Source organism: Aquitalea sp. S1-19 (genome assembly GCF_024343515.1).
Genome location: NZ_RJTZ01000025.1, coordinates 1 through 21,252, shown reverse-complemented (window position 1 = coordinate 21,252; position 21,252 = coordinate 1). Strand labels below are relative to the sequence as shown.

Below are 21,252 nucleotides of genomic sequence, written 5' to 3'. Positions count from 1 at the left end.
ATGACTACGCATCTGATCTCGGGTGGTGCCCGTTGCGGCAAGAGCCGCTTTGCCGAAAGCCTGGCCTTGGCACACCTGGGCCCGGTGACGTATATCGCTACGGCTCAGGTGCGTGACGACGAGTTTGGCCAAAGGGTGGCGCATCATCAGGCGCGCCGCCCGCCCGTCTGGGCGCTGGCCGAGGCCAGGCGGGATCTGGCGGCGCTGCTGCGGGCGCAGTCTGCGCCTGACACCCTGCTGCTGGTCGATTGCCTCGGCATGTGGCTGATGCGCTTTTTCGGTGAGGATGGCGCGCTGCATACCAATGCTTTTGAGGTGGAGAAAGCGGCGCTGCTGGTGGCTTTGGCCGACATATCGGGTACGGTATTGCTGGTGTCCAACGAGACCGGCTGGGGCGTGGTGGCGGCCGATGCGATGACGCGGTGTTTTGTCGACGAGTTGGGGCGTTTGAATCAGGATGTGGCGGCCGTGTGCGATCAGGTGACACTGGTGGCCTGCGGCCTGCCGTTGGTGCTGAAAACGCCATAAGGCTGGCCTGTGCAAGGGCAGTGTTTGACGGCCTTGCCGGGCTTGGCTATTCTCGCCGTCATGGAAACCGAATTCGAATCTCTGGAAGGCCGGGTTGCTGCGCTGATTGCACGCATCCACGAGCTGGATGGCCAGAATGAGCGCATGGCCAGCGTGCTGGCTGAAGTGCTGAAAGAAAATGCCGAACTCAAGTTCTGCGTCGAAGAGACGCGCTTGCGGGTCGAAGCCTTGATCGCGCGCCTGCCGGGAGAAGCTGACGATGAGTAATCTGGTCCACGTCGACGTTAACCTGCTGGGCCGCCAGTTCGCTATTGCTACGCCGCCGGAGGAGCAGGAAACACTGCAAGAAGCAGTGCGTTTGCTTAGCGGCAAGATCGATGCGATTCAGGGTGCCGGCCGCATTATGGACACCGACAAGATCGCCATTATGGCGGCGCTGAATATCGCGCATGATCTTTTGAAGATAAAAGTCGGTGAGGGCTTGGAGATCGCGCAATTCCAACGTAAAATACGTTCCATGATCGAAGCGGCCGATACGGCGCTTGATCAGAGCCGGCCCAGCTAGTCAGGCCGGTCACTGCAAGGTTTAAATCCCCCTGCGGTGTGCGAGAAGGCTCACAAATTTCCTTGAACCAATGTGTTCGCTTTGGTTGCAGGTTTTAACATGTGTGGGTGTGTCGCTCCGGCTTGCCGGAAGCGCCCGAAACACAAGACCCGTGACCCCCTTTGTTCAGGGTTCAAGCGGATTTTGCCGGATCGCCACTCGCGGGGGGTTCCTCTTCCAAGATGAATCTCCCCGTTGTCCACGATAAACAATTGCTCCGGCGTGAATTGCGCCGCCGGCGCATGGCCGTGTCGCGTGTCGAACGCGGGCGCGCTGCGCTTGCCGTTTTGCGCCATGCCTCGCGTCTGCTCGGGCGCGGTAAGCGTATAGGCGGCTATCTTGCCGCCGGCTCCGAACTCGATCTCGAACCCTTGATGAGTGCCGCCCTGTTTCGTGGCGCTTCCCTGTTTTTACCCCGCATCCCCCATCGTGCCCGCCGTTTGTGGTTTTCCCGCATTGGCGCGGCTGATCGCTGGTTTTCCCATCCGCGCTATGGCATCACCGAATACGACGGAATGCTGGCGCGCGCCGAAAATCTGGATCTGTTGTTTGTGCCGCTACTGGGCATCGATGACGAGGGTTATCGCATGGGGCAGGGCGGCGGTTTCTACGATGCGACACTGGCTTACCGCCGCCGCCGTGCCGGTGGTCCTTTGCTAGTCGGGGTGGCGTATGAATGCCAGCGTGTGGCGCGGGTGCCGCGCGAGAGCTGGGATGTGCGGCTGGATGCGCTGCTGACCGAGGCCGGCCTGTACCGGCTGACGGCACAAGGCTGGCAGCGCTGGGGTTGATGGTTTACCCTGATTATTATGTATGCATGAAGGAGAAACCGTGTCTGTCATGATCCGCGCCACCCTGTGCGGCCTGTTGTCGCTGATGCTGGCCGGTGCGCCGGTATCGGCGGCACCACCCGAGGGCAAGGGCAATCCGCATGGCCACGCTGGCAAGCCGCAGAAGCATCAGCCGTCGGGTAAAAAAGGGAGTGTCGAGCGCGCGGTCGATGGCCATGATGCGGCGCAGGATCTGATCCGTGCCGGCATTACGGCCGCGGCGGTGCAGGCCATTATCCGCGAGCACCATATCGATATCGGCGGCTATGCATCCCTGCCGCCTGGCATACGCAAGAATCTGGCCCGCGGCAAACCGCTGCCTCCGGGCATTGCCAAGCGGGCTGTTCCGTTGCCATTGCTGAACGAGTTGCCGCGCCATCCTGGCTATGAATGGCAGGTGGCCGGACGCGATCTGGTGCTGGTGGCGATAGGGACGGCCATCATCGCCGATGTCCTGCAGGGTATCTTCGACTAGGGGCATCCCGCCTTGCCTGAATAGATTCGCATCCGCACAATGCCGGCATACTGCCGGCATTTTTTATGGAGCACAGAGTGGAAAAGCGTTACTGGCTGATGAAGTCCGAGCCTGACGATACGGCTATAGCCGATCTGGCACGTGAGCCCGCACGCGCCTTTGAATGGAATGGGGTGCGCAATTATCAGGCGCGCAACTTCATGCGCGACGACATGCAACCGGGTGACCAGGTGCTGTTCTGGCATTCGAGCTGTCCGGCGCCGGGCATTGCCGGCATCGCCGAAGTAGCGTGTGCCGCACATGCCGACAGCTCGCAATTCGATCCGCAAAGCCCGTATTTCGACCCGAAATCTACCTCGGATGCGCCGCGCTGGGTCTGCGTCGACGTGCGCTTTGTCGCCACAACGCCGCTGCTGAGCCCGGCCGCCCTGCGTGCGATCCCCGGCCTGGAGGACATGGCGGTGCTCAAGCGTGGTAACCGCCTGTCCATTACCCCCGTCAGCCCGCAACAGTGGGCAATTATCATGGAGCACCTGAGCTAATGCTGTCTTTATCCTTGTTTGCGGTGTTGCTGGGTTTCGGGGCGATTGCCGGTTTTCTGGCCGGCCTGTTGGGTGTGGGCGGTGGACTGGTCATTGTGCCGGTGGTGGTTGGCGTATTGTCTGCTGCCCATCTGGGCGGCGCGCATGTCCAGCATATTGCGGTGGGTACTTCGCTGGCGGTGATGGTGTTTACCAGCATTTCCAGCGTGCGCGCCCACCAGCAACGGGGCGCGGTGAACTGGCGCATCGTCAAGCGCATGGCACCGGCTATGGTGCTGGGCACGCTGGCCGGCAGCGTGATCGCCGGCTGGATACCGGGGCGCGAGCTGCGCTGGTTTTTCGTGCTCTACGCCTATGTGATCGGGCTGCAGATGTATCTGGGCGCCAAGCCGCCGGCCAGCCGCGAACTGCCGGGCACAGCCGGGCAATGGGGGGCGGGCGGTGTGATCGGCATGATCTCGAGCTGGGTCGGCATCGGTGGCGGCTCGATGAGCGTGCCGTTTATGAGCTGGTGCAATGTGCCGGTGCATACCGCCATAGGCACCAGTGCCGCGCTGGGCTGGCCGATTGCCGTGTCCGGCGCCATCGGTTATCTGGCTAGCGGCTGGGGCCAGACCGGCTTGCCATGGGGCTCGGCTGGTTTCATCTATCTGCCGGCCATGCTGACTCTGATGGTGATGACCGTCTTGCTGGCGCCGGTTGGCGCACGTGCCGCGCATAAATTGCCGGTGGCGAAACTGAAGAAGGCGTTCGCGCTGTTGATGGCGGTGATGGCGACCGAGATGCTGTGGACGCTGTTGCGTTAAGCTCGTGCATGAGAGCCTGCGTTTATCCGTGTCATGGTATGTGAAATGAATTAGAATGCCGCCCGGCTGCCTCGCGTAGCCGGACGGCTTTCGGCGGCCTATTGCCCGCCACCCTTGCCAGTCCTGATGACTGGATTTTTATTGTCCGGGCGCACCGCCCGGGCCGGATGTATGCGGCGTATTGCCCGCACCACACAAGAGAACACTATGCACGCCAAAAATCTGCTGGCAGGGCTACTGCTGGGCGCAAGCCTGTTTGTCCATGCCGACGAAGCCATCCTCAAGGTTTCCGCTATTCCGGATGAAGCCCCGACCGAACTGCAGCGCAAATTTGCGCCCTTGGGCGCGTATCTGGAAAAAGAGCTGGGAATGAAGGTCCAGTTTATTCCGGTGACCGATTACGCCTCGGTGGTCACTGCGCTCAATAGCGACAAGATCGATCTGGCCTGGCTGGGCGGCTTTACCTTTGTACAAGCCAGCCAGCGCGGCAAGGTCGTGCCTCTGGTGCAGCGCGAGGAAGACACCCGCTTTACCTCCAAATATATTGCCGGCACGGCTTCGGGTATCCAGAGCTTGCAGGACTTCAAGGGCAAGAGCTTTGCTTTCGGCTCGGCCTCGAGTACTTCCGGCCACCTGATGCCGCGCTATTTCCTGCAAAAAGCCGGGCTCAAGCCGGAAACCGCGTTCAAGAATGTAGGCTATTCCGGTGCACATGATGCGACGGTCGCCTGGGTTGCGTCCGGCAAGGTCGACGGCGGCGTGCTCAATGCCTCGGTGTGGGAAAAACTGGTCGAAAGCGGAAAGATAGATCCAAGCAAGGTCAAGGTGGTGGCGACCACGCCGTCTTTTTACGATTACAACTGGACGGTACGCGGCACGCTGGATGCCAAGCTGCAAAAGAAAATCAGCGCCGCCTTCCTCAAGCTGGATCCGAAAAAGCCGGCTGATCTGGCTATTCTCGAGCTGCAGCGTGCCACCCGCTTCGTGCCGACCCGCGCGGCCAACTACCAAAGCATAGAATCGGCTGCGCGCGAGGCCGGCCTGTTGAAATAAAAGCACCCTGCCGGGCAGCGGTGCGTGAGCGCCACGCATCGCTGCCCCGACAAGACACCTTTCGAATTCCAAAGAAGCCCCCCGAAAACCATGAGTCTTGAATTCGATTCGGTCAGCTTGCGCCTTGGCCAGACGCCGGTGCTGGACGATATCGGCCTGTCTGTCGCCCAGGGCGGGCAGCTGGCACTGATCGGCCCTTCCGGCGCGGGCAAGTCCTCGTTGCTACAACTGGCCAATACTGGCTATGCCCCCAGTCGCGGCAAGGCCCGGCTGCTGGATACGCTGCCGTGGCAACTCAGCGCCCGCCAGCTCAAGGCGCTGCGCACCCGTATCGGGACGATCTACCAAAGTCCGCCGCTACCTGCGCGCCAGCGTGTGGTGCATGCGGTACGTGCCGGCCGTCTGGGGCAGATGTCTACATTGGCCTCCCTCACGCAACTGCTGTGGCCCCATCAGCATCAGCCTGTTGCCGACGCACTGGCACGGGTGGCGCTGGCCGATAAATTGTGGATGCGCTGCGACCAGCTCTCCGGCGGGCAGCGCCAGCGCGCCGGCATCGCGCGCGTGTTGTATCAGGCTCCCGAGCTGATGCTGGCCGATGAGCCGGTATCGGCGCTGGATCCGCATCTGGCCGAGCAGACTGTCAGCCTGTTATGCGCGGATGCCCGCAGCCGTGGTGCGACCTTGTTGATGAGTCTGCACTCGGTCGAACTGGCTCTTGCCCATTTCGAGCGCATTGTCGGCCTGCGTGACGGGCGCATCCTGTTTGACCTGCCCCGTAGCCAAGTCAGCCCGGCCTTGCTGGATCAGCTGTATCGCGGTGAGAGCGCCATCCCCTTGCCTCCAGCCCCTTCCCGCAGTGCGGCGGCATGGCCATGCTAGTGCCAGTCCCTTCATATGCAAGTGATCCGGCGCGGCGGCCGCGGCTGCTGGCGACACTGATCCTGTGCCTGTTGCTGGCATCGGCATTTGAGTCCAGCGGATTTCATCCGGCAGCATTGCTGGACAGCGCTAGCTGGACCACGCTGGGGCAGTTCGTGGGCGGCTTTTTTCCGCCGGCGCATGAGCGCTCTTTCCTGAATGACGTCGTCCGTGAAACCTCGGTGACGCTGGCCAGTGCCACGCTGGGGCTCGCGCTGGCCATGCTGATCGCCATCCCCGCCGCTGTTGCGAGCTGTACTGCGCTGGATACGCCAGGCGTGCATCATCGTGCCTGGCAAGCAGGGCAGAGCCTGTTGCGCGGCATCCTGGTGCTGTTGCGTGCGATTCCGGAAATCGTGTGGGCCTTGCTGTTTGTGCGTGCCGTGGGTCTGGGTAGCCTGCCTGCGGTGCTGGCTATCGGTCTGGCCTATGGCGGCATGTTGGGCAAGGTCTATGCCGAGATCCTTGACTCCCAGCCGGCAGACGCCTGCCGTGCGCTTGCCATTCAGGGTGCCAGCCGTCTGCAGCGCCTGAGCTGGGCCTTGTTGCCGCAAGCCCTGCCCGAACTGGTGAGCTATAGCGTGTATCGCTGGGAATGTGCGATTCGCGCCTCGGCGGTGATGGGTTTTGTCGGCGCCGGCGGCATTGGCCAGTTGCTGGATACCAGCATCAAGATGATGAATGGCGGTGAAGTCAGCACCCTGCTGCTGGTGTTTATGTTGCTGGTGATGATGAGCGACGGTATCAGCCGTCTGGCAAGGGCTGCACTTTACACCGGATACGGACAAGCCCTGTTGCTGGGCGGGGCACTGCTGGCACTGGTTGCCAGCCTGCTATGTCTGGCACCGGCGTGGCTGGCTGGCGGGTTCGATTTCAAGGCACTGCCTGCGTTTGCAGCCGAATTCTGGCCGCCGGACAGCGGGCCGGATTTGTTGGTCAGCCTGATGCAAGGCATGGCCGAAACGCTGGCCATGTCGGTAAGCGGTACCGTGCTTGCCTGTATTTTTGCCGCACTGCTAAGCGTGCCTGCTGCCGGACTGGCAGGCATCTTGCCGCAGGCTGCGGCCCGTTTGCTGCTCAATTTACTGCGTGGTGTGCCTGACCTGATGTGGGCGGCACTGGCCGTGCTCTTGGTCGGTCTGGGACCGGCGGCCGGCGTGCTGGCGCTCTGTCTGCATACCAGCGGGGTGTTGGGGCGGCTATTTGCCGAAACGCTGGAAAATGCCCCGCGCGAACCGGTGCAGGCGCTGTTGCTGGCGGGGGCATCGCCTGCCCGTGCATTTTGCTACGGCCTGTTGCCCGCCATCATGACGCAATGGCTGGCCTACAGCCTGTATCGCTGGGAAAACAATATCCGCATCGCTGCGGTACTGGGCATTGTGGGGGCGGGCGGCATCGGCCAGCAGCTGTTTATGGCCTTGTCGCTATTCCAGACCCAAACCGCCACCAGTCTGATTATGGCCATGGTGGTGTTGTCGTGGTCGGTGGAGCGCTTCAGCCGCTGGCTGCGGCGACGCATGGCTTAGTCTGAACAGGCTGGAGCAATCGGCAAGCGATAAGCGGTGCGATGTGTGGCTTAATAGCGCGGGTCAGATAAGGAGTCCGCTATGAAAAAATGCGTGTTTGCCATGCTGCTGTCCTTGCCGGCATGGGCGTATACCGATGAGGGGCGCCTGCCGTATACCGGCCAGGCTGGCCAGTTGCCGCTACAGGTGGTGACCGATTTTCTCGGTCACCGTCTGGGGCAGGATGGCCGTTTCGAGTATGCGACGCTGAAGATAGAGCAGCACAGCCGGCCGGAAGCCTTCGATCATGCCCGCATCAGTGTGGTGCGCGAGGGATTGCTGGATGACAGCGTGCGCGGCAACCGCTGGCGTTTCGATGTCAACCGTGCCTCCGACGGGCGCTGGCGCATAGATAGCGTGCGGGAAGATTTTGCCTGCCATCGCGGCCGGGCAGGCTGGGGTGTGCAGCCCTGCCGGTAAACTGCCCGCGTCTGCATCATTCGCTGGAGCCAGATGAATAAAAGCCGCTCTCGGTCAGGAGGCGGCTTTTATTCATGTCTCGGTCGTCTATACGCGGAAATAAGCCACGCTGCTGCGCAGCTGTTCAGCCAGTGTATGCATGCGCTGGACTTGCTTGACCGCAGACTGGGTCGTCTCGGCATTGGTGCCGGCCATTTGGGCGATCTGCTCCACATGGTTGGCAATTTCCTGGCTGGCTATTCCCTGTTCGCGTAGCGCATGCGAAATATCCACCACGGCGGCGACCACTTGGGCCGAGCTGTCACGGATCAGGCCAATGGCCTTGCCGCCTTCTTCCGCCAGTTCGCGTCCCAGTTTTACCCGTGCAACCGCTTCATTCATGCTGCCTTGCGAGGTGTTCGAGCTATCCCGGATCTCATCTATCATGCCGGCAATTTCCTGGGTCGCCTGTGCGGTGCGTTCGGACAGCTTGCGTACCTCGTCGGCCACGACGGCAAAACCGCGCCCGGCCTCCCCGGCCCGGGCCGCCTCGATGGCGGCATTGAGGGCCAGCAGATTGGTCTGGTCGGCAATGTCCTTGATCACCTGCATGATGCTGGCGATATTGTGCGTCTTGCCAACCAGTTCGGCGATGCTGCCGGCAGCCTGATCGACCATGCTGCCGATGCGCGTCATTTCTGTAATGGCCTGCCCCAGCACCTCACCGCCCTGATCAGATAACTGGTTGGAGCTGGCCGATATCTGCTGGGCGTCCTGTGCGCTATCTGAAATATGGCTGATGCTGACTGTCATCTGTTCGACTGAAGCGGCCATGGCGGTCGCACCCTCGCTTTGACGGCTTGAATTGTCGGCAATCTGATCGGCACCGCCGGCTACTTCGGTGCTCAAGCTTCCCAGCTCGCGGGCGCTGGCGACGACTTCGCCCACCGTCTGGTGCAGTTGCTTCTGCATATGGGCAATGCTGGCCATCAGGCTGTGCTGGTCTCCTGCTGTTGTGGTGACCTTGATATCCAGCCGGCCTTCGGCAATCTGGTGCACGATATCGGCGGCTACTGCCGGGTCGGCTCCCAGCTGTGTCATCACGCCCTTGAGTAAACGCCAGCCCAGCAGTGAAACAATGGCGGCAATCAGGAGGATGATGCCGGCTATTTCCAGCAGTTCTTGCTTTAAGGTCGCTTGGATATCATCCAGATACAGGCCGGTTCCTACCATCCAGCCCCAGTTCGGGCTGGCCTGCACATAACTGAGCTTGGCCTGCGGCTGATCGCTGCCGGGCTTGGCCCAGTAAAACTCGACCAGCCCGCCACCTGTGGCAAGTACGCCATCAAACAAACGGCCCAAGTCCTGACCGTCAGCTGTCATGACGCCATGCATGTCCTTGCCGATGAGTTTTGGATTAACGCCGTGAGCGATCCAGTGCAGGGACTTGTCGCCGACAAAGAAGTATTCCTTGCCGTCAAAACGCAGCGCGGTCAGCGCCTGTTTGGCCAGCAGCTGGGCTTGTTCTTGAGTGAGTTCGCCACGGCTTGCCCGCTGTTCATAGCTGGCAACCAGACTGATGGCGTTCTCGACCTGACCGCGAATCATGGTGCCACGGTCATTCATCATCTGCTGGTACTGGCTGTACAGCAGCATGGCGCCGAGTGCACAGACTAGCAGCACGATACTGGCAATCATTACCAGCAGTTTTGTTTTCAGGGTGGTGGTTCGCGGCATGGGGGACATCCATTTTCATGTTATGGATTGAACATATCATGGACGGTTGTTATGCAAGCAGATCTAAATCAACACATTTTTATATATGCGTTTTCCAGTCCGGTTCAACTTAGCAGCGATGGCTGCTTCGAGTATTTATGCTGCAAATCGCGCACACCAGCCGGCTGGAAGCCTTCGACTATGTGTAGATCAGCATGGTGCGTCCCAAGCGCTGGCGTGGCGCATCGACAGCATGCGTGAAGATTGTCCCTGCCAGGCAGGCCTGACAGGGAAGTGTGGGAATAACCTTATTGACAAGACTGTTGACAATGGCATTACTTGATCGTCATGATGTGTCCGCATTTTTATACATAAGTATTTATAAAAACAAGAGACATCACCAGCACGATGAAAACCAACCTACCGATCACCACGGTCGAGCATGTTCTCGATCCCAAGCGTCCCATTGTGTCCAAGACCGACCTCAAGGGCATGATCAGCTACGTCAATCCGGCCTTTGTCGAGATTAGCGGGTTTACGCGCGAAGAACTGCTGGGGCAGCCGCACAATATGGTGCGCCACCCGGACATGCCGGCTGAGGCTTTCGCCGATATGTGGCAGACCCTGAAGGCTGACCTGCCATGGCGGGGGCTGGTCAAGAATCGCTGCAAGAACGGGGACTTCTATTGGGTCGAGGCCTACGTTACGCCCTTGTTCGAGAATGGACATAAAGTAGGCTACCGTTCAGTGCGCAACATGCCGCAAGCGGCCGAGGTGCGAAAGGCTGAGCAGCTGTATGCTGCCATCCGCAGCCGGCAGGCGACACTGCCGCCGACCTGCTACCCGAGCCAGATTTCGATGCGGCTCCGGATTGGGCTGCTGGCCGTTTTGCCTGTGCTGCTGATGGCCGCCGCGTCGCAGGCCGGGTTGAATGTCTGGCTGGCGGCAGCTCTGGGCGTGTTGCTGGCGGGTGGTCTTGGTGCTTGGTGTTGGCTGGGGCTGCAGCGGCCGGTCGCAGCCATCCGTCAGGCGTTGCAGCAGTTGTCGGAAGGAAACTTCCGTTTCAGCATCGATACGCGGGCCAGTGCGGAATTCACTGAGCTTTTGATCGGCATGACTTCGATGCAGGTCGGGCTCAGGGCTGTGATTGCGGATGTGGTTTCGGGTGCGGAACAGATCAGGACACAGTCGGGCTCTGCGCTACGCGGAGTCGGCGAGGTGGTCGAGAGCGGGCATAAGCAGTCGGACGGTATCGCTTCTGTGGCGGCTGCGCTGGAGCAATTATCGGCATCGGTACGCGAGATTCACGAGGCGACCGAGCGCAGCACACACCATGCAGCCGGAACCCAGACGCTGGTTGAGCAGGGGCTGGGTGCGATGCAGTCGACGCTGGATGTGACCGAAGAGCTGGTGCCTACCGTACGGGATGCCCAGCAGCGCATGAACCAGCTGGGCGACGACGTCAATGCGGTAAACCAGATTACCCAGATCATCAAGGAGATTGCCGACCAGACCAATCTGCTGGCACTCAATGCGGCGATCGAGGCGGCGCGTGCCGGCGAGGCCGGCCGCGGCTTTGCCGTGGTGGCCGACGAGGTGCGCAAGCTGGCCGAGCGTACCACCCAGAGCACGGTGGAAATTTCCAGTACGACCAACCGGATTATCGAGCAGACCAGTGCGGCGCTGGCCGCCATGCAGCTTTCCTCCTCCAAGGTGGAGGAGAGCACCCGCCTGACCCGTGCCTGCAATTCGGTATTCGAAGAAATCCGGCAGTCTGCCGAGGTGGTGTCCGGCTCGGCGCGCGATGTGACGGTGATGCTGGGGCAGCAACGTCAGGCCTCACTGGAAGTGGCACAGACCATGGAGCACCTTAGCGCGTTTACCGAGGGTCATGCGCATAGTATGGTGCAGACTGATCGCTCCGTTTCCGATCTGCAGGAAGCCGCCGAAGAGATGCGGGTGCTGGTGGCGCACTTCGAGCGTAGCCTCTGAGTCAGGATGCCGCTTTATTGCGCCTGCAGTGCGTGATAGAGCGGCAGGCAGGCATCGGCGATGCGCTCTATGCTGGCTTCGCGCAGGGCGGCAAGATCGACCGCCCGCGCCTGTTTCATCCCGGCCCAGTCCAGTAGTGCCGCCTGCGCTTCGGGGTGGTCGAACAGGCCGTGCAGATAGCTGCCCAGCACCTGATGGTCGTTCGAGATCGCGCCTTCTGCCGCGCCGTTTATCAGGAAAGCCGGCTTGGCCAGTGCCGCACCCTGTGAGCGCCCCATATGGATTTCGTAGCCGCTAACGGCAGCCTCGGCAAAGCTGCAGCGCCCGGCTACATTTTGCAGGCGCTTGTCGTCGGTCAATACCGTCTCCATTGCCAGTAAACCCAGCCCGCTACTGCTGCCGGCTGCGCCCTCCAAACCATCCGGATCATGAATCTGTGCGCCCAGCATCTGGTAGCCGCCGCAGATGCCTATCACCTTGCCGCCGTAGCGCAGGTGGCGGCTGATGGCCGCATCCCAGCCTTGGGCACGCAAAAAGGCAAGATCGGAACGGGTGTTTTTGCTGCCGGGCAGGATGATCAGCTCGGCCGGAGGTAGTGGCTCGCCTGCGCTGGCAAACACCAGATCCACATCCGGATGGGCGCGCAGCGCGTCGAAGTCGGTATGGTTGCTGATATGCGGCAGGCGCGGCACTACGATGCGGAAGTGGCCGTGTTGCTGCGCGGTTTCCACCGCGTCTTCGGCGTCCAGCGTCAGGCCGTGCAGATAGGGCAGTACCGCCAGTACCGGCTTGCCGGTTTGCTGCGTAAGCCAGCTTAAGCCATCGGCGAGCAGGGCCGGGTCGCCGCGAAAACGGTTGATGACGAAACCGACGATGCGCGCGCGTTCGCTGTCCGACAAACAGGCCAGCGTGCCTATCAGGTGGGCGAATACGCCGCCCTTGTCGATATCGGCCACCAGTATCACCGGGCAATCCACTTCTTCGGCAAAGCCCATATTGGCGATGTCGCGCGCGCGCAGATTGACCTCGGCCGGGCTGCCTGCGCCCTCGACCAGCACCACCTGATATTGCGCGCACAGGCGCTGGTAAGACTCAAGCACCGCCGCCATCGCACGCGGCTTGTAGTTGTGGTAGTCGCGGGCATGCATGTCGGCGGCGACACGGCCGTGGATGATGATCTGCGCGCCGGTGTCGCTGGACGGCTTGAGCAGCACCGGGTTCATATCGGTATGCGGCACCAGCCCGGCTGCCACCGCCTGCAAGGCTTGGGCGCGGCCGATTTCACCGCCGTCGGCAGTGACCGCGCTATTGAGTGCCATATTCTGCGGCTTGAAGGGGACGACCCGGATGCCGTCGCGTGCCAAGAGCCGGCATAGTGCCGCCACGACCGTACTTTTGCCGGCATCCGAGGTGCAGCCTTGCACCATCAGCGTGTGGTAGGGGAAATTCATGGTGTCTGTGCCTTGCGGGCTTGATCGAGTCTTGCGCACAGCTGGGCCGCGCCATCGATAATGCGCGGGCCGGAGCGCGACAGCAGCGAGCTGTCCACGGTATAGAGCTGCTGGCGGCGTGCCGCGTTCAGCGTTGGGTAGCGCTTCCACATATCCAGCTCGGTGCTGCGCCGATCGTCGCTGCCGGCGATGATTACGTCCGGGTTGGCGGCCAGTACCGCTTCGGCATTGACGGTCGGTGCAGTGATGGGCAGCTGGCCAAAGACGTTGACCCCGCCGCACAGACGGATGGCATCACTGGCGATATGGCTGTCGTTCAGCGTATACAGCGGCTTGTGCCACACCTGATAGAACACTCGGACCGGTTTTTTGCCGCTGTAGCGCCGGGTCAGCATCTCCAGTTTTTGCTGGTAAGTCTGCGCGGCGGATTTGGCGGCGGCTTCACTCCCCAACAGGCTACCCAGTCGGGTGATGGAGCCGGGGAGATCGGCCAGCTTTTTCGGTTCGCTGTAAAACAGCGGAATGCCGAGTTTTTTCAGCTGGGCCAGCTGGCGCTCGGCATTGCCGTGCAGCCAGACCACCAGTAGATCAGGCTTGAGCGCGATGATGCGCTCCAGATCGAGCTGGCGGTTGTCGCCGATACGCGGCAGCTTGAGCGCAGCCGGCGGGTAGTCGCTATACGACACCGCTCCCACCATGCGCGCGCCACCGCCGGCAGCATAGATCAGCTCGGTCGCGTGTGGTGCCAGGCTGATCACCCGCTGTGCCGGGCGCGCGAGGGTGACGGTATGGCCGGCGTCGTCGGTCACGCTGATGGCGGCGTGGGCGGGCAGGGCGAGCAGCCCGGCAAGTAAAAGCAGGATTTTCATTGTGTGTCCTTGCGGTAGGCTGCCAGTGCCAACGCCAGCCGCTGCCAGGCATCTTCGTGTGGCGGCAGGCCCAAGCGAATGCCGCGTGCGGCTTGGGGAAACAGGCGCACCCAGATCTGCTGCCGTGCCATATGGGCGTGCAAGGCTTCGGCATCGGGCGCCGGCCACCAGCGAAATAGTGCCGTACCCTGGCTTTGAATAGCGTAGCTGGCCAGCAACTGCTGCAGGCGCTGCCCGTCCTGTATCAGTTGCGCGCGCATCTTCGCTTGCCAGTCGCGGTCTTGCAGTGCTGCGCAGCCTATTGTTTGTGCCGGTCCGCTGACCGACCACGGGCCGATCAGGCCGGCCAATCGTTCCAGTAGCGGCGCTTCGGCTGCGACAAAACCCAGACGCAGGCCGGCGAGACCGAAGAATTTGCCGACCGAGCGCAGCACGATCAGCCCGTGCTGGCCGCTGTGGGCGGCGACGGACAGGCTTGGCACCATATCGGCAAAGGCTTCGTCCACGATCAGCCAGCCACCGCGCGCGGCCAGGTGTTGTGCCCAGCCCAATAGCCTGGCCGGTGCGATGTGTTCGCCGGTCGGATTGTTGGGGTTGCACACAATCAGTACGTCACTCGTCGCAAGATGGGCGTCCAGCGCGTCCCAAGCCACTTCCTGCACCGTATGGCCGGCGGCGCGCCAGCTGGCTGCATGTTCGGCGTAAGTGGGCGACGCGATGCTGACGCGGCAGGGCGCGCGCAATCGCGGCAAGGCCTGGATTGCAGCCTGGGTGCCGGCCACGGCCAGCATCTGCTGTGCGCCGTAACAGGCACAGGCGGCTTTGATCAGCGCCGGATCGTCTTCCGGCAGGCGCTGCCAGGCATAGGCTGGCAAGTGTGGAACAGGATAGGCGTAAGGCGATAAACCGGCTGACAGGTCGATCCAGTTGTCGCCACCAAAACGGGCCTTCGCGGCATTAAGGTTGCCGCCATGCAGCAGGCGGCTCATGGCCATAACCCCGGCGTGGCCAGCGCGGCGATCAGGCTGAAGACGATCAGCCATAGCGCGCTGCCCTTGGCGACCAGCGCCCATGCGCGCGCGAGATCAGTGGCGCGGGCATGGCGCCCCTCGCCCAGTGGCGGGCGCATCTCGTCTTCGCCGTCATAGCGTGCCTTGCCGCCCAGTGTCAGGCCCAGCGCGCCGGCGCCGGCTGCCATCACCGGCCCGGCATTGGGGCTGGGCCAGTTGGATGCCTGGGTTTTCCAGCAGCGCAAGGCGCAACGGGTATGGCCGAGCAGGGCATAGGTCAGCGCAGTCAGGCGCGCAGGGATAAAGCCCAGCACATCGTCGGTGCGGGCAGCCATCCAGCCGAATTCGCCAAAGCGGGCATTGCGGTAGCCCCACATCGCGTCCAGCGTATTGGCCAGCCGGAACAGCAAGGCACCGGGGCCGCCGGCGATGGCAAACCAGAACAGGGTGCCGAATACCGCATCGCTGCCGTTTTCCAGCAGCGACTCGACCCCGGCCTTGGCCAGATCGCTTTCGCTGGCTTCTTGCGTGTCGCGGCTGACGATACAGGCAGTCATGCGCCGCGCACCGGCCAGATCGCCGCCATGCAGCGCCCGCGCAATCGGTGCGCTATGGTCGCGCAGGCTGCGCAGCCCCAGTGCGCCGTAGAGCAGCACCGCGTGGCCCAGCCATGCCCATGCGCCCCAACGGGCATGGGCAAGCGCGAGCAGCCAGAAGCTGAGCAAAACCAGCGGCAGTACCGCCAAGACCCAGGCCAGCAGCCCGCGGGCGCGGCGGGCGCTGCCCTTATTCAGCCTGCGCTCCAGCGCCGATGCGAGCGTGCCGAAGCCGGCCAGCGGATGGAGGCGGCGCGGCTCGCCCAGCAGCAGGTCGAGCAGCAGGCCCAGTCCCATCAGAGCGGCCAGCATCAGCAGCGGCACGCTCGTTACCATTCGATGGCCGCCTGCGCGCCGATGCCGGCCTGATAGGCATGTTTGATGGCCTGCATCTCGGTGACAGTGTCGGCCGCGTCGATCAGCGCTTGCGGCGCGCCGCGTCCGGTAATGATCACATGCTGCATGGGCGGGCGTTTAGCCAGATCGGCCAGCACCGTGTCGAGATCGAGATAGCCGTATTTGAGCGCGATGTTCAGCTCGTCCAGCACCACCAGACCGATGGCCGGGTCGGCCAAGAAGTCGCGCACCAGCTCCCATGCCGCCGTGGCTTTGGCGATATCGCGCTCGCGGTCCTGCGTCTCCCAGGTGTAGCCCTCGCCCATGGCGTGAAAGTGGACCTCATCGGGAAAACGGCGCAGGAAACGCTCTTCGCCGGTGGACATGGCGCCCTTGATAAACTGCACCACGCCGACCTGCATTTCATGGCCCAGTGCTCGCATCACCATGCCGAAGGCGCTGGAACTCTTGCCCTTGCCGTTGCCGGTGTTGACGATCAGCAGCCCCTTCTTGCCGTCGGCGGCCGCGATATGCTGGTCGATGATGGCTTTTTTGCGTTGCATGCGTGTCTGGTGGCGCTGATTAAGGTCGTCTTGTTGCCGGGTCATGGTGTCAGCCTGGTTTGCGGTAGATAGAGGGTGTGGCCATCATGCACGATAGCCTGTAGCGGGTAGCCCAGACAGCGGCCAAGATCATCGGCCTGCAAGGCGCTGACCGGGCCGGCCTGCCAGTGGCCGTTTTCAAACAGCAGCAGCGCGTGGCTGGCATGCTGTAAGGTCAGGTTGAGTTCGTGGCTGACCATAATCAGCGCCTTGCCCTGTTCGCGTGCCAGATGGGCAACTAATTCCATCAGGCTGATCTGGTGTGCCAGATCCAGCGCGCTGGCCGGCTCGTCCAGCAGCATCAGCGGCGTGTCTTGTGCCAGCAGGGCGGCAATGGCCGCACGCTGGCGCTCGCCGCCGGACAGGGTGCGGATGTCGCGCGTGGCCAGATGGCCGATATCCAGCGCCGACAAGGCGTCGCGTGCCGCTTCGAGGTCGCTTGCTGACTCCCAGTAGGCATGCTGGTGCGGATGACGCGCCGCCAGTGCCGCATCCAGTACGCGGTAGCCGAAGGCATCGTTGCGCCCCTGTGGCAGATAGGACAGCGCGCGGGCGCGCTCGCCGGCGGGCCAGTCGGCAAGCTGGCGTCCTTGCAGCAGGATGTCGCCGTCCGCCGGGCTTTGCAGTGCCGCCAGCGTGCGCAGCAAGGTGCTTTTACCGGCGCCATTGCGACCGATAATGACCCAGCTTTGGCCGGCATCGACCTGCCAGTCCAGCTGCTTGAGCAGGCATAGCGGGCCGATTTGCAGGGAGAGAGCGCGGGTCGTCAGCATGTACCACTCCTGCGTACCTGACGCAGCTGCAGCAAAAAGGCCGGCACGCCGATCAGGGCGGTAATCACGCCGACCGGCAACTGCTGTGGTGCGATCAGGGTACGCGACAGGGTGTCGGCCAGCACCAAGAGCAGGCCACCGCTGATGGCGGCAGAGGGCAAGAGCAGGCGGTGGTCGGGGCCCAGCGCGAAACGGCAGGCATGCGGCACGATCAGGCCAAGAAAGCCGATGCTGCCGGCGCCGGTGACAGCGCTGGCGGTGAGCAAGGCGGCGAAACCGAACAGGCCATAACGCAGCTGGCCGACCCGGATGCCGAAGGTTGCGGCCATTTCGCCATGCAAGGCCAGAAGATTGATGCCGCGCGCGGCTTTAAGACCGAAGGCCAGCGCGATGGCCAGTACCAGCCAGGGCAAGAGGCGCAATTCGCTGCCGGACAAGTCGCCGATCAGCCAGAACACCATGCCGCGCAAGCTGCTGTCCGGCGCGATGGACAGCATCAGCGTCACCAGCGCTCCGCAGCCGGAAGCCAGAATCACCCCGGTCAGCAAGAGCAGGGGCGAGCCGCCGCCGCTACGTAACTCGTCGCGTGCCAGTAGCAGCAAGAGCAGGCTGATGGCGATGGCGCCGGCTACTGCCGACAGATCGACTATCCAGATGCTGGCGCCCAACAGCATGGCCAGCAGTGCGCCGGCAGAGGCACCACCGGACACACCCAGGACATAAGGGTCGGCCAGCGGGTTGCGCAGCAGCGCCTGCATCATCACTCCGGCCAGTGCGAGCGAAGCGCCTGTCACCCAGGCGACCAAGGCGCGCTGAAGGCGCAATTCAAGCAAGGTGGCGGCCAGCGTGCTGTCCTGGCCGCTGATCAGGGCCGATAGCCCTTGCCATAATTCGCTTCCGTTTAGCGCGACCGAACCCAAAGTGGCGGACGCCAGCAGGCTGGCCAGCGACAGCGCAGCCAGTAGCAACAAAATAAGATGGGCGCGGCGGGCAGTCAGCGGCATGGCTGGCTGTTCACGCGGAAAAAAGAAGTCATGCCGTGCTTCCCGGGCCAGAGCGTTAAGGCGCTCCGGTGTAAAGATTCAGGGAAGCACGGCAATACATAAGGTATCGAGGCTGAAGACAGGCCGCCCACCGCAGCACTTCCCCTTGCGTGGCCGCGTGCGGCCGTCTTGCTGGTTCGGTGTCCGGGCTCTCATCCGCGCCACATCCCCTTCCCGTGAATCGTTCACCGTGGGTTTTGATGTGGCGTGCCAAGAATGAAGCCCTGGCCGGATGCATACCGTTGCGGGGGCAGCACAGCTAGGCATGGATGCGCCTGCTGTTTCCCGATGGGCTCCCACGCGGGAGAGCGCCAGCAAAGAGCCGCGATTTTAGCATGCGGATGGCCGGATCGTAGCAGCTTGTTGCCGGATAGCATGCCTTGGCCGTATGCACCCCATGACACCATCGCTATAATGATCCGATTCTGTATTTCCTCCTTTCATATCAGCGATCGCCATGCAAGAACACTACAGCCCACGCGAGCTTGAAGCCGCCGCACAAGAAAACTGGAAAGCGAGCCACGCTTTCCGTGCCACCGAAGACAGCTCGCGTCCCAAGTATTACGCGCTGTCGATGTTCCCGTATCCGTCGGGCAAGCTGCACATGGGTCATGTGCGCAACTACACCATTACCGATGCCCTGGCGCGCTTTATGCGCTTCAAGGGTTACAACGTGCTGCAGCCTATGGGCTGGGATGCCTTCGGCCTGCCGGCCGAAAATGCCGCGATGAAGAGCGGCGGAGCGCCAGCGGCCTGGACCTACGCCAATATCGACTATATGAAGACCCAGCTCGACAGCCTGGGCTTTGCCATCGACTGGGAGCGCGAGCTGGCCACCTGCAAGCCGGACTACTACCGCTGGGAACAGTGGCTGTTTACCCGTCTGTTTGAAAAGGGTGTGATCTACAAGAAAAATGGCGTGGTCAACTGGGACCCGGTTGACCAGACCGTGCTGGCCAACGAGCAGGTGATCGACGGCCGCGGCTGGCGCTCGGATGCGCTGGTGGAAAAGCGCGAGATCCCGATGTACTACTTCGGCATTACCCAGTACGCGGAAGAGCTGCTGGCAGATCTGGATACGCTGGATGGCTGGCCGGAACAGGTCAAGACCATGCAGCGCAACTGGATAGGCAAGAGTTTCGGCGCCGATATCGAGTTTGCCTACGACGAGGCCTCGATCGGTCACGCCGGCAAGCTCAAGGTCTATACTACCCGCCCGGACACGCTGATGGGCGCGACCTATGTCGCCGTTGCCGCCGAACACCCGCTGGCGACGCAGGCTGCCGCCGGTAATGCGGCCATGCAGGCGTTTATCGCCGAATGCAAGGCCGGCTCGGTGGCCGAAGCCGATATGGCGACCATGGAAAAGAAGGGCATGGACACCGGCCTGTTCGTGGTTCACCCGCTCACCGGCGAAAAACTGCCGGTATGGGTCGCCAACTATGTGCTGATGGGCTACGGCGAAGGCGCGGTGATGGCCGTGCCGGCGCACGACGAGCGCGACTTTGCCTTTGCTGGCAAGTACGCGCTGCCGATGAAACCAGTGATTATTGATGCTAACCAATATGCTGATCATTTGAAGATTGATCGCCAAGAAATTGGAGCATCTGGAAATGTGCGCACATACCCAATCTTGTGGAAAGCACATAACCCAAGCTTGAACGACACTGTGTCTTGGGGGCAGTGGAGCGATGTCTTTGCCGAACATGGTGTGCTCTTTAATTCTGGCAAATATGATGGTTTGAATTACCAAGAGGCTTTTGACGCTATCGTGGCAGACCTTGAGGCAAAAGGCGCCGGCAGCAAAAAGACCCAGTACCGCCTGCGCGACTGGGGTATCAGCCGCCAGCGCTACTGGGGCTGCCCGATCCCTATCATTCATTGCCCGTGCTGCGGCGATGTGCCGGTACCGGAAAAAGACCTGCCGGTGGTATTGCCGGAGAACGTGATTCCGGATGGTGCCGGCTCGCCGCTTGCCAAAATGCCGGAATTCTACGAAACCAGCTGCCCCAAGTGCGGTGGCGCGGCCAAGCGCGAAACCGACACCATGGACACCTTTGTAGAGTCCAGCTGGTACTACGCACGCTACGCCAGCCCGCATTGCGACACCGCCATGGTGGACAAGAAGGCCGCCGACTACTGGCTGCAGGTCGACCAGTATGTGGGCGGTATCGAGCACGCCATTCTGCACCTGTTGTACGCGCGCTTCTTCCACAAGCTGATGCGCGACGAAGGCTTAGTGTCGTCCAGCGAGCCGTTCAAGAGCCTGCTGACCCAGGGCATGGTGATCTGCGAAACCTTCTACCGCGAGCTGCCTAATGGCTCCAAAGACTGGATTGCGCCGGCCGATGTGGTGCTGGAACGCGACGGCAAGGGCAAGATTATTGCCGCCAAGCACCGCGTTGACGGCCAGCCGGTGGTGGTGGGCGGCGTCGAGAAGATGTCCAAGTCGAAAAACAACGGCGTCGATCCGCAGGCCTTTATCGAGCAGTACGGTGCCGACACCGCGCGTCTGTTTATGATGTTTGCCGCACCGCCTGACCAGAGCCTGGAATGGTCGGATGCCGGCGTGGAAGGTGCGTTCCGCTTCCTCAAGCGCCTGTGGCGTGTGAGCGGCGAGCATGTCGCCGCCGGTGTGACCGACAAGTATGTGGCGGGTGATCTGTCTGCCGGCTTGAAAGAGTTGCGCTACAAGCTGCACGCCACCATCCAGAAAGTGGCCGACGACTACGGCCGCCGCCAGCAGTTCAATACCGCCATTGCTGCGGTGATGGAACTGCTGAACACCTACGACAAGACCGATTGCAGCGATGCTGCCGGCCGTGCCGTGGCGCAGGAAGTGCTGGAATCCGCCGTGATTCTGCTGGCACCTATCGTGCCGCATATCTGCGAAGCCTTGTGGACCGAGCTCAAGCCGGGAACAGCTTTGCTGGATCAGGCCTGGCCGGAGGTTGACGCCGCTGCGCTGGTGAAGAGCGAGATCGAGCTGATGGTGCAGGTGTGCGGCAAGCTGCGCGGTAGCGTGGTGGTGGCGGCCGATGCCGGTCGTGACGCAATCGAAGCGGCGGCGCTGGCGCATGAAAATGTGCAGAAGTTTATGGAAGGCAAGCCGGCGAAGAAGGTGATCGTGGTGCCGGGCCG

At 62.2% G+C, this 21,252-nt stretch carries 21 protein-coding genes, 1 other RNA gene and 1 riboswitch; of the genes, 14 read left to right on the top strand and 8 right to left on the bottom strand.

Annotated features, from left to right (window positions below; all coding sequences use genetic code 11):
• From cobU to EGI20_RS05830, 12 genes are all read left to right on the top strand, one after another.
• Positions 1-528, top strand: coding sequence for a bifunctional adenosylcobinamide kinase/adenosylcobinamide-phosphate guanylyltransferase (gene cobU, locus EGI20_RS05885; protein WP_498630446.1), 528 nt, complete (start codon positions 1-3; stop codon positions 526-528).
• Between the two features lie 9 nt (positions 529-537).
• The gene (locus tag EGI20_RS05880) at positions 538-795 is read left to right on the top strand and encodes a hypothetical protein (protein WP_498630444.1); all 258 of its coding nucleotides are present in this window, start codon (positions 538-540) and stop codon (positions 793-795) included.
• Positions 788-1,093: a cell division protein ZapA gene (locus EGI20_RS05875; RefSeq protein WP_124734841.1), complete on the top strand. Its 306-nt coding sequence runs from the start codon at positions 788-790 to the stop codon at positions 1,091-1,093. Before EGI20_RS05880 ends, EGI20_RS05875 begins: the two co-directional genes overlap by 8 nt.
• A gap of 25 nt (positions 1,094-1,118) precedes the next feature.
• A non-coding RNA gene (ssrS, locus tag EGI20_RS05870) (6S RNA) lies at positions 1,119-1,304 on the top strand.
• Between the two features lie 10 nt (positions 1,305-1,314).
• On the top strand, positions 1,315-1,923 hold the full coding sequence (locus tag EGI20_RS05865) for a 5-formyltetrahydrofolate cyclo-ligase (protein ID WP_498630441.1): 609 nt from the start codon (positions 1,315-1,317) through the stop codon (positions 1,921-1,923).
• Between the two features lie 49 nt (positions 1,924-1,972).
• Positions 1,973-2,437 carry an anti-virulence regulator CigR family protein gene (locus EGI20_RS05860; RefSeq protein ID WP_498630464.1) on the top strand — a complete coding sequence of 155 codons (465 nt, stop codon included), beginning with the start codon at positions 1,973-1,975 and terminating at the stop codon, positions 2,435-2,437.
• Positions 2,438-2,514: 77 nt separating this feature from the next.
• Positions 2,515-2,979 carry an EVE domain-containing protein gene (locus EGI20_RS05855; protein ID WP_498630438.1) on the top strand — a complete coding sequence of 155 codons (465 nt, stop codon included), beginning with the start codon at positions 2,515-2,517 and terminating at the stop codon, positions 2,977-2,979.
• A complete protein-coding gene (locus tag EGI20_RS05850; RefSeq protein ID WP_498630436.1) occupies positions 2,979-3,785 on the top strand; it encodes a sulfite exporter TauE/SafE family protein in 807 nt (268 codons plus the stop codon). The genes EGI20_RS05855 and EGI20_RS05850 overlap by 1 nt, the downstream gene beginning before the upstream one ends.
• Before the next feature lie 207 nt (positions 3,786-3,992).
• Entirely contained in the window at positions 3,993-4,838 is an 846-nt protein-coding gene (locus tag EGI20_RS05845) for a putative selenate ABC transporter substrate-binding protein (RefSeq protein WP_498630435.1), read from the top strand.
• A 90-nt stretch (positions 4,839-4,928) separates the two neighbouring features.
• Entirely contained in the window at positions 4,929-5,720 is a 792-nt protein-coding gene (locus tag EGI20_RS05840) for a phosphonate ABC transporter ATP-binding protein (RefSeq protein ID WP_498630433.1), read from the top strand.
• A complete protein-coding gene (locus tag EGI20_RS05835) occupies positions 5,714-7,285 on the top strand; it encodes a PhnE/PtxC family ABC transporter permease (RefSeq protein WP_498630431.1) in 1,572 nt (523 codons plus the stop codon). Before EGI20_RS05840 ends, EGI20_RS05835 begins: the two co-directional genes overlap by 7 nt.
• A gap of 81 nt (positions 7,286-7,366) precedes the next feature.
• Complete coding sequence (locus tag EGI20_RS05830) at positions 7,367-7,744, top strand: hypothetical protein (protein WP_498630430.1); 378 nt, start codon at positions 7,367-7,369, stop codon at positions 7,742-7,744.
• Between the two features lie 87 nt (positions 7,745-7,831).
• Here EGI20_RS05830 and EGI20_RS05825 read toward each other — a convergent pair whose 3' ends face one another.
• A complete protein-coding gene (locus EGI20_RS05825; protein WP_498630428.1) occupies positions 7,832-9,460 on the bottom strand; it encodes a methyl-accepting chemotaxis protein in 1,629 nt (542 codons plus the stop codon).
• A 387-nt stretch (positions 9,461-9,847) separates the two neighbouring features.
• Between EGI20_RS05825 and EGI20_RS05820 the strand changes: the two genes are divergently transcribed.
• Positions 9,848-11,431: a methyl-accepting chemotaxis protein gene (locus EGI20_RS05820; RefSeq protein WP_498630426.1), complete on the top strand. Its 1,584-nt coding sequence runs from the start codon at positions 9,848-9,850 to the stop codon at positions 11,429-11,431.
• Between the two features lie 14 nt (positions 11,432-11,445).
• Here the strand turns inward: EGI20_RS05820 and EGI20_RS05815 are convergent, their stop codons facing one another.
• The 7 genes from EGI20_RS05815 to EGI20_RS05785 are packed head-to-tail and all read right to left on the bottom strand — an operon-like array spanning position 11,446 to position 18,072.
• A complete protein-coding gene (locus tag EGI20_RS05815; RefSeq protein ID WP_498630425.1) occupies positions 11,446-12,882 on the bottom strand; it encodes a cobyric acid synthase in 1,437 nt (478 codons plus the stop codon).
• On the bottom strand, positions 12,879-13,751 hold the full coding sequence (locus tag EGI20_RS05810) for a cobalamin-binding protein (RefSeq protein ID WP_498630423.1): 873 nt from the start codon (positions 13,749-13,751) through the stop codon (positions 12,879-12,881). The genes EGI20_RS05815 and EGI20_RS05810 overlap by 4 nt, the downstream gene beginning before the upstream one ends.
• A complete protein-coding gene (cobD, locus tag EGI20_RS05805) occupies positions 13,748-14,740 on the bottom strand; it encodes a threonine-phosphate decarboxylase CobD (protein ID WP_498630421.1) in 993 nt (330 codons plus the stop codon). Before cobD ends, EGI20_RS05810 begins: the two co-directional genes overlap by 4 nt.
• Positions 14,737-15,693, bottom strand: a complete 957-nt coding sequence (cbiB, locus tag EGI20_RS05800; RefSeq protein WP_498630418.1) for an adenosylcobinamide-phosphate synthase CbiB — start codon at positions 15,691-15,693, stop codon at positions 14,737-14,739. The genes cobD and cbiB overlap by 4 nt, the downstream gene beginning before the upstream one ends.
• Positions 15,687-16,301 carry a cob(I)yrinic acid a,c-diamide adenosyltransferase gene (gene cobO / locus EGI20_RS05795; RefSeq protein WP_498630416.1) on the bottom strand — a complete coding sequence of 205 codons (615 nt, stop codon included), beginning with the start codon at positions 16,299-16,301 and terminating at the stop codon, positions 15,687-15,689. The genes cbiB and cobO overlap by 7 nt, the downstream gene beginning before the upstream one ends.
• Positions 16,298-17,068 (bottom strand): ABC transporter ATP-binding protein, encoded by a 771-nt coding sequence (locus tag EGI20_RS05790; protein WP_498630414.1) that lies wholly within the window; start codon positions 17,066-17,068, stop codon positions 16,298-16,300. Before EGI20_RS05790 ends, cobO begins: the two co-directional genes overlap by 4 nt.
• Entirely contained in the window at positions 17,062-18,072 is a 1,011-nt protein-coding gene (locus EGI20_RS05785) for a FecCD family ABC transporter permease (RefSeq protein WP_498630412.1), read from the bottom strand. Before EGI20_RS05785 ends, EGI20_RS05790 begins: the two co-directional genes overlap by 7 nt.
• A gap of 156 nt (positions 18,073-18,228) precedes the next feature.
• A riboswitch (cobalamin riboswitch) is annotated at positions 18,229-18,442 on the bottom strand.
• Positions 18,443-18,568: 126 nt separating this feature from the next.
• Between EGI20_RS05785 and leuS the strand changes: the two genes are divergently transcribed.
• The coding region (leuS, locus tag EGI20_RS05780; RefSeq protein WP_498630410.1) for a leucine--tRNA ligase at positions 18,569-21,252 on the top strand (2,684 nt) is incomplete at its 3' end.

Coding starts and splice junctions, on each gene's coding strand:
- EGI20_RS05810 (WP_498630423.1), bottom strand. CDS start 13,751: ATGAAAATCCTGCTTTTACTTGCCGGGCTGCTCGCCCTGCCCGCCCAC.
- EGI20_RS05815 (WP_498630425.1), bottom strand. CDS start 12,882: ATGAATTTCCCCTACCACACGCTGATGGTGCAAGGCTGCACCTCGGAT.
- EGI20_RS05830 (WP_498630430.1), top strand. CDS start 7,367: ATGAAAAAATGCGTGTTTGCCATGCTGCTGTCCTTGCCGGCATGGGCG.
- cbiB (WP_498630418.1), bottom strand. CDS start 15,693: ATGGTAACGAGCGTGCCGCTGCTGATGCTGGCCGCTCTGATGGGACTG.
- EGI20_RS05835 (WP_498630431.1), top strand. CDS start 5,714: ATGCTAGTGCCAGTCCCTTCATATGCAAGTGATCCGGCGCGGCGGCCG.
- EGI20_RS05790 (WP_498630414.1), bottom strand. CDS start 17,068: ATGCTGACGACCCGCGCTCTCTCCCTGCAAATCGGCCCGCTATGCCTG.
- EGI20_RS05865 (WP_498630441.1), top strand. CDS start 1,315: ATGAATCTCCCCGTTGTCCACGATAAACAATTGCTCCGGCGTGAATTG.
- cobU (WP_498630446.1), top strand. CDS start 1: ATGACTACGCATCTGATCTCGGGTGGTGCCCGTTGCGGCAAGAGCCGC.
- EGI20_RS05785 (WP_498630412.1), bottom strand. CDS start 18,072: ATGCCGCTGACTGCCCGCCGCGCCCATCTTATTTTGTTGCTACTGGCT.
- EGI20_RS05850 (WP_498630436.1), top strand. CDS start 2,979: ATGCTGTCTTTATCCTTGTTTGCGGTGTTGCTGGGTTTCGGGGCGATT.
- EGI20_RS05825 (WP_498630428.1), bottom strand. CDS start 9,460: ATGCCGCGAACCACCACCCTGAAAACAAAACTGCTGGTAATGATTGCC.
- cobD (WP_498630421.1), bottom strand. CDS start 14,740: ATGAGCCGCCTGCTGCATGGCGGCAACCTTAATGCCGCGAAGGCCCGT.
- EGI20_RS05860 (WP_498630464.1), top strand. CDS start 1,973: ATGATCCGCGCCACCCTGTGCGGCCTGTTGTCGCTGATGCTGGCCGGT.
- EGI20_RS05875 (WP_124734841.1), top strand. CDS start 788: ATGAGTAATCTGGTCCACGTCGACGTTAACCTGCTGGGCCGCCAGTTC.
- EGI20_RS05845 (WP_498630435.1), top strand. CDS start 3,993: ATGCACGCCAAAAATCTGCTGGCAGGGCTACTGCTGGGCGCAAGCCTG.
- EGI20_RS05840 (WP_498630433.1), top strand. CDS start 4,929: ATGAGTCTTGAATTCGATTCGGTCAGCTTGCGCCTTGGCCAGACGCCG.
- EGI20_RS05820 (WP_498630426.1), top strand. CDS start 9,848: ATGAAAACCAACCTACCGATCACCACGGTCGAGCATGTTCTCGATCCC.
- cobO (WP_498630416.1), bottom strand. CDS start 16,301: ATGACCCGGCAACAAGACGACCTTAATCAGCGCCACCAGACACGCATG.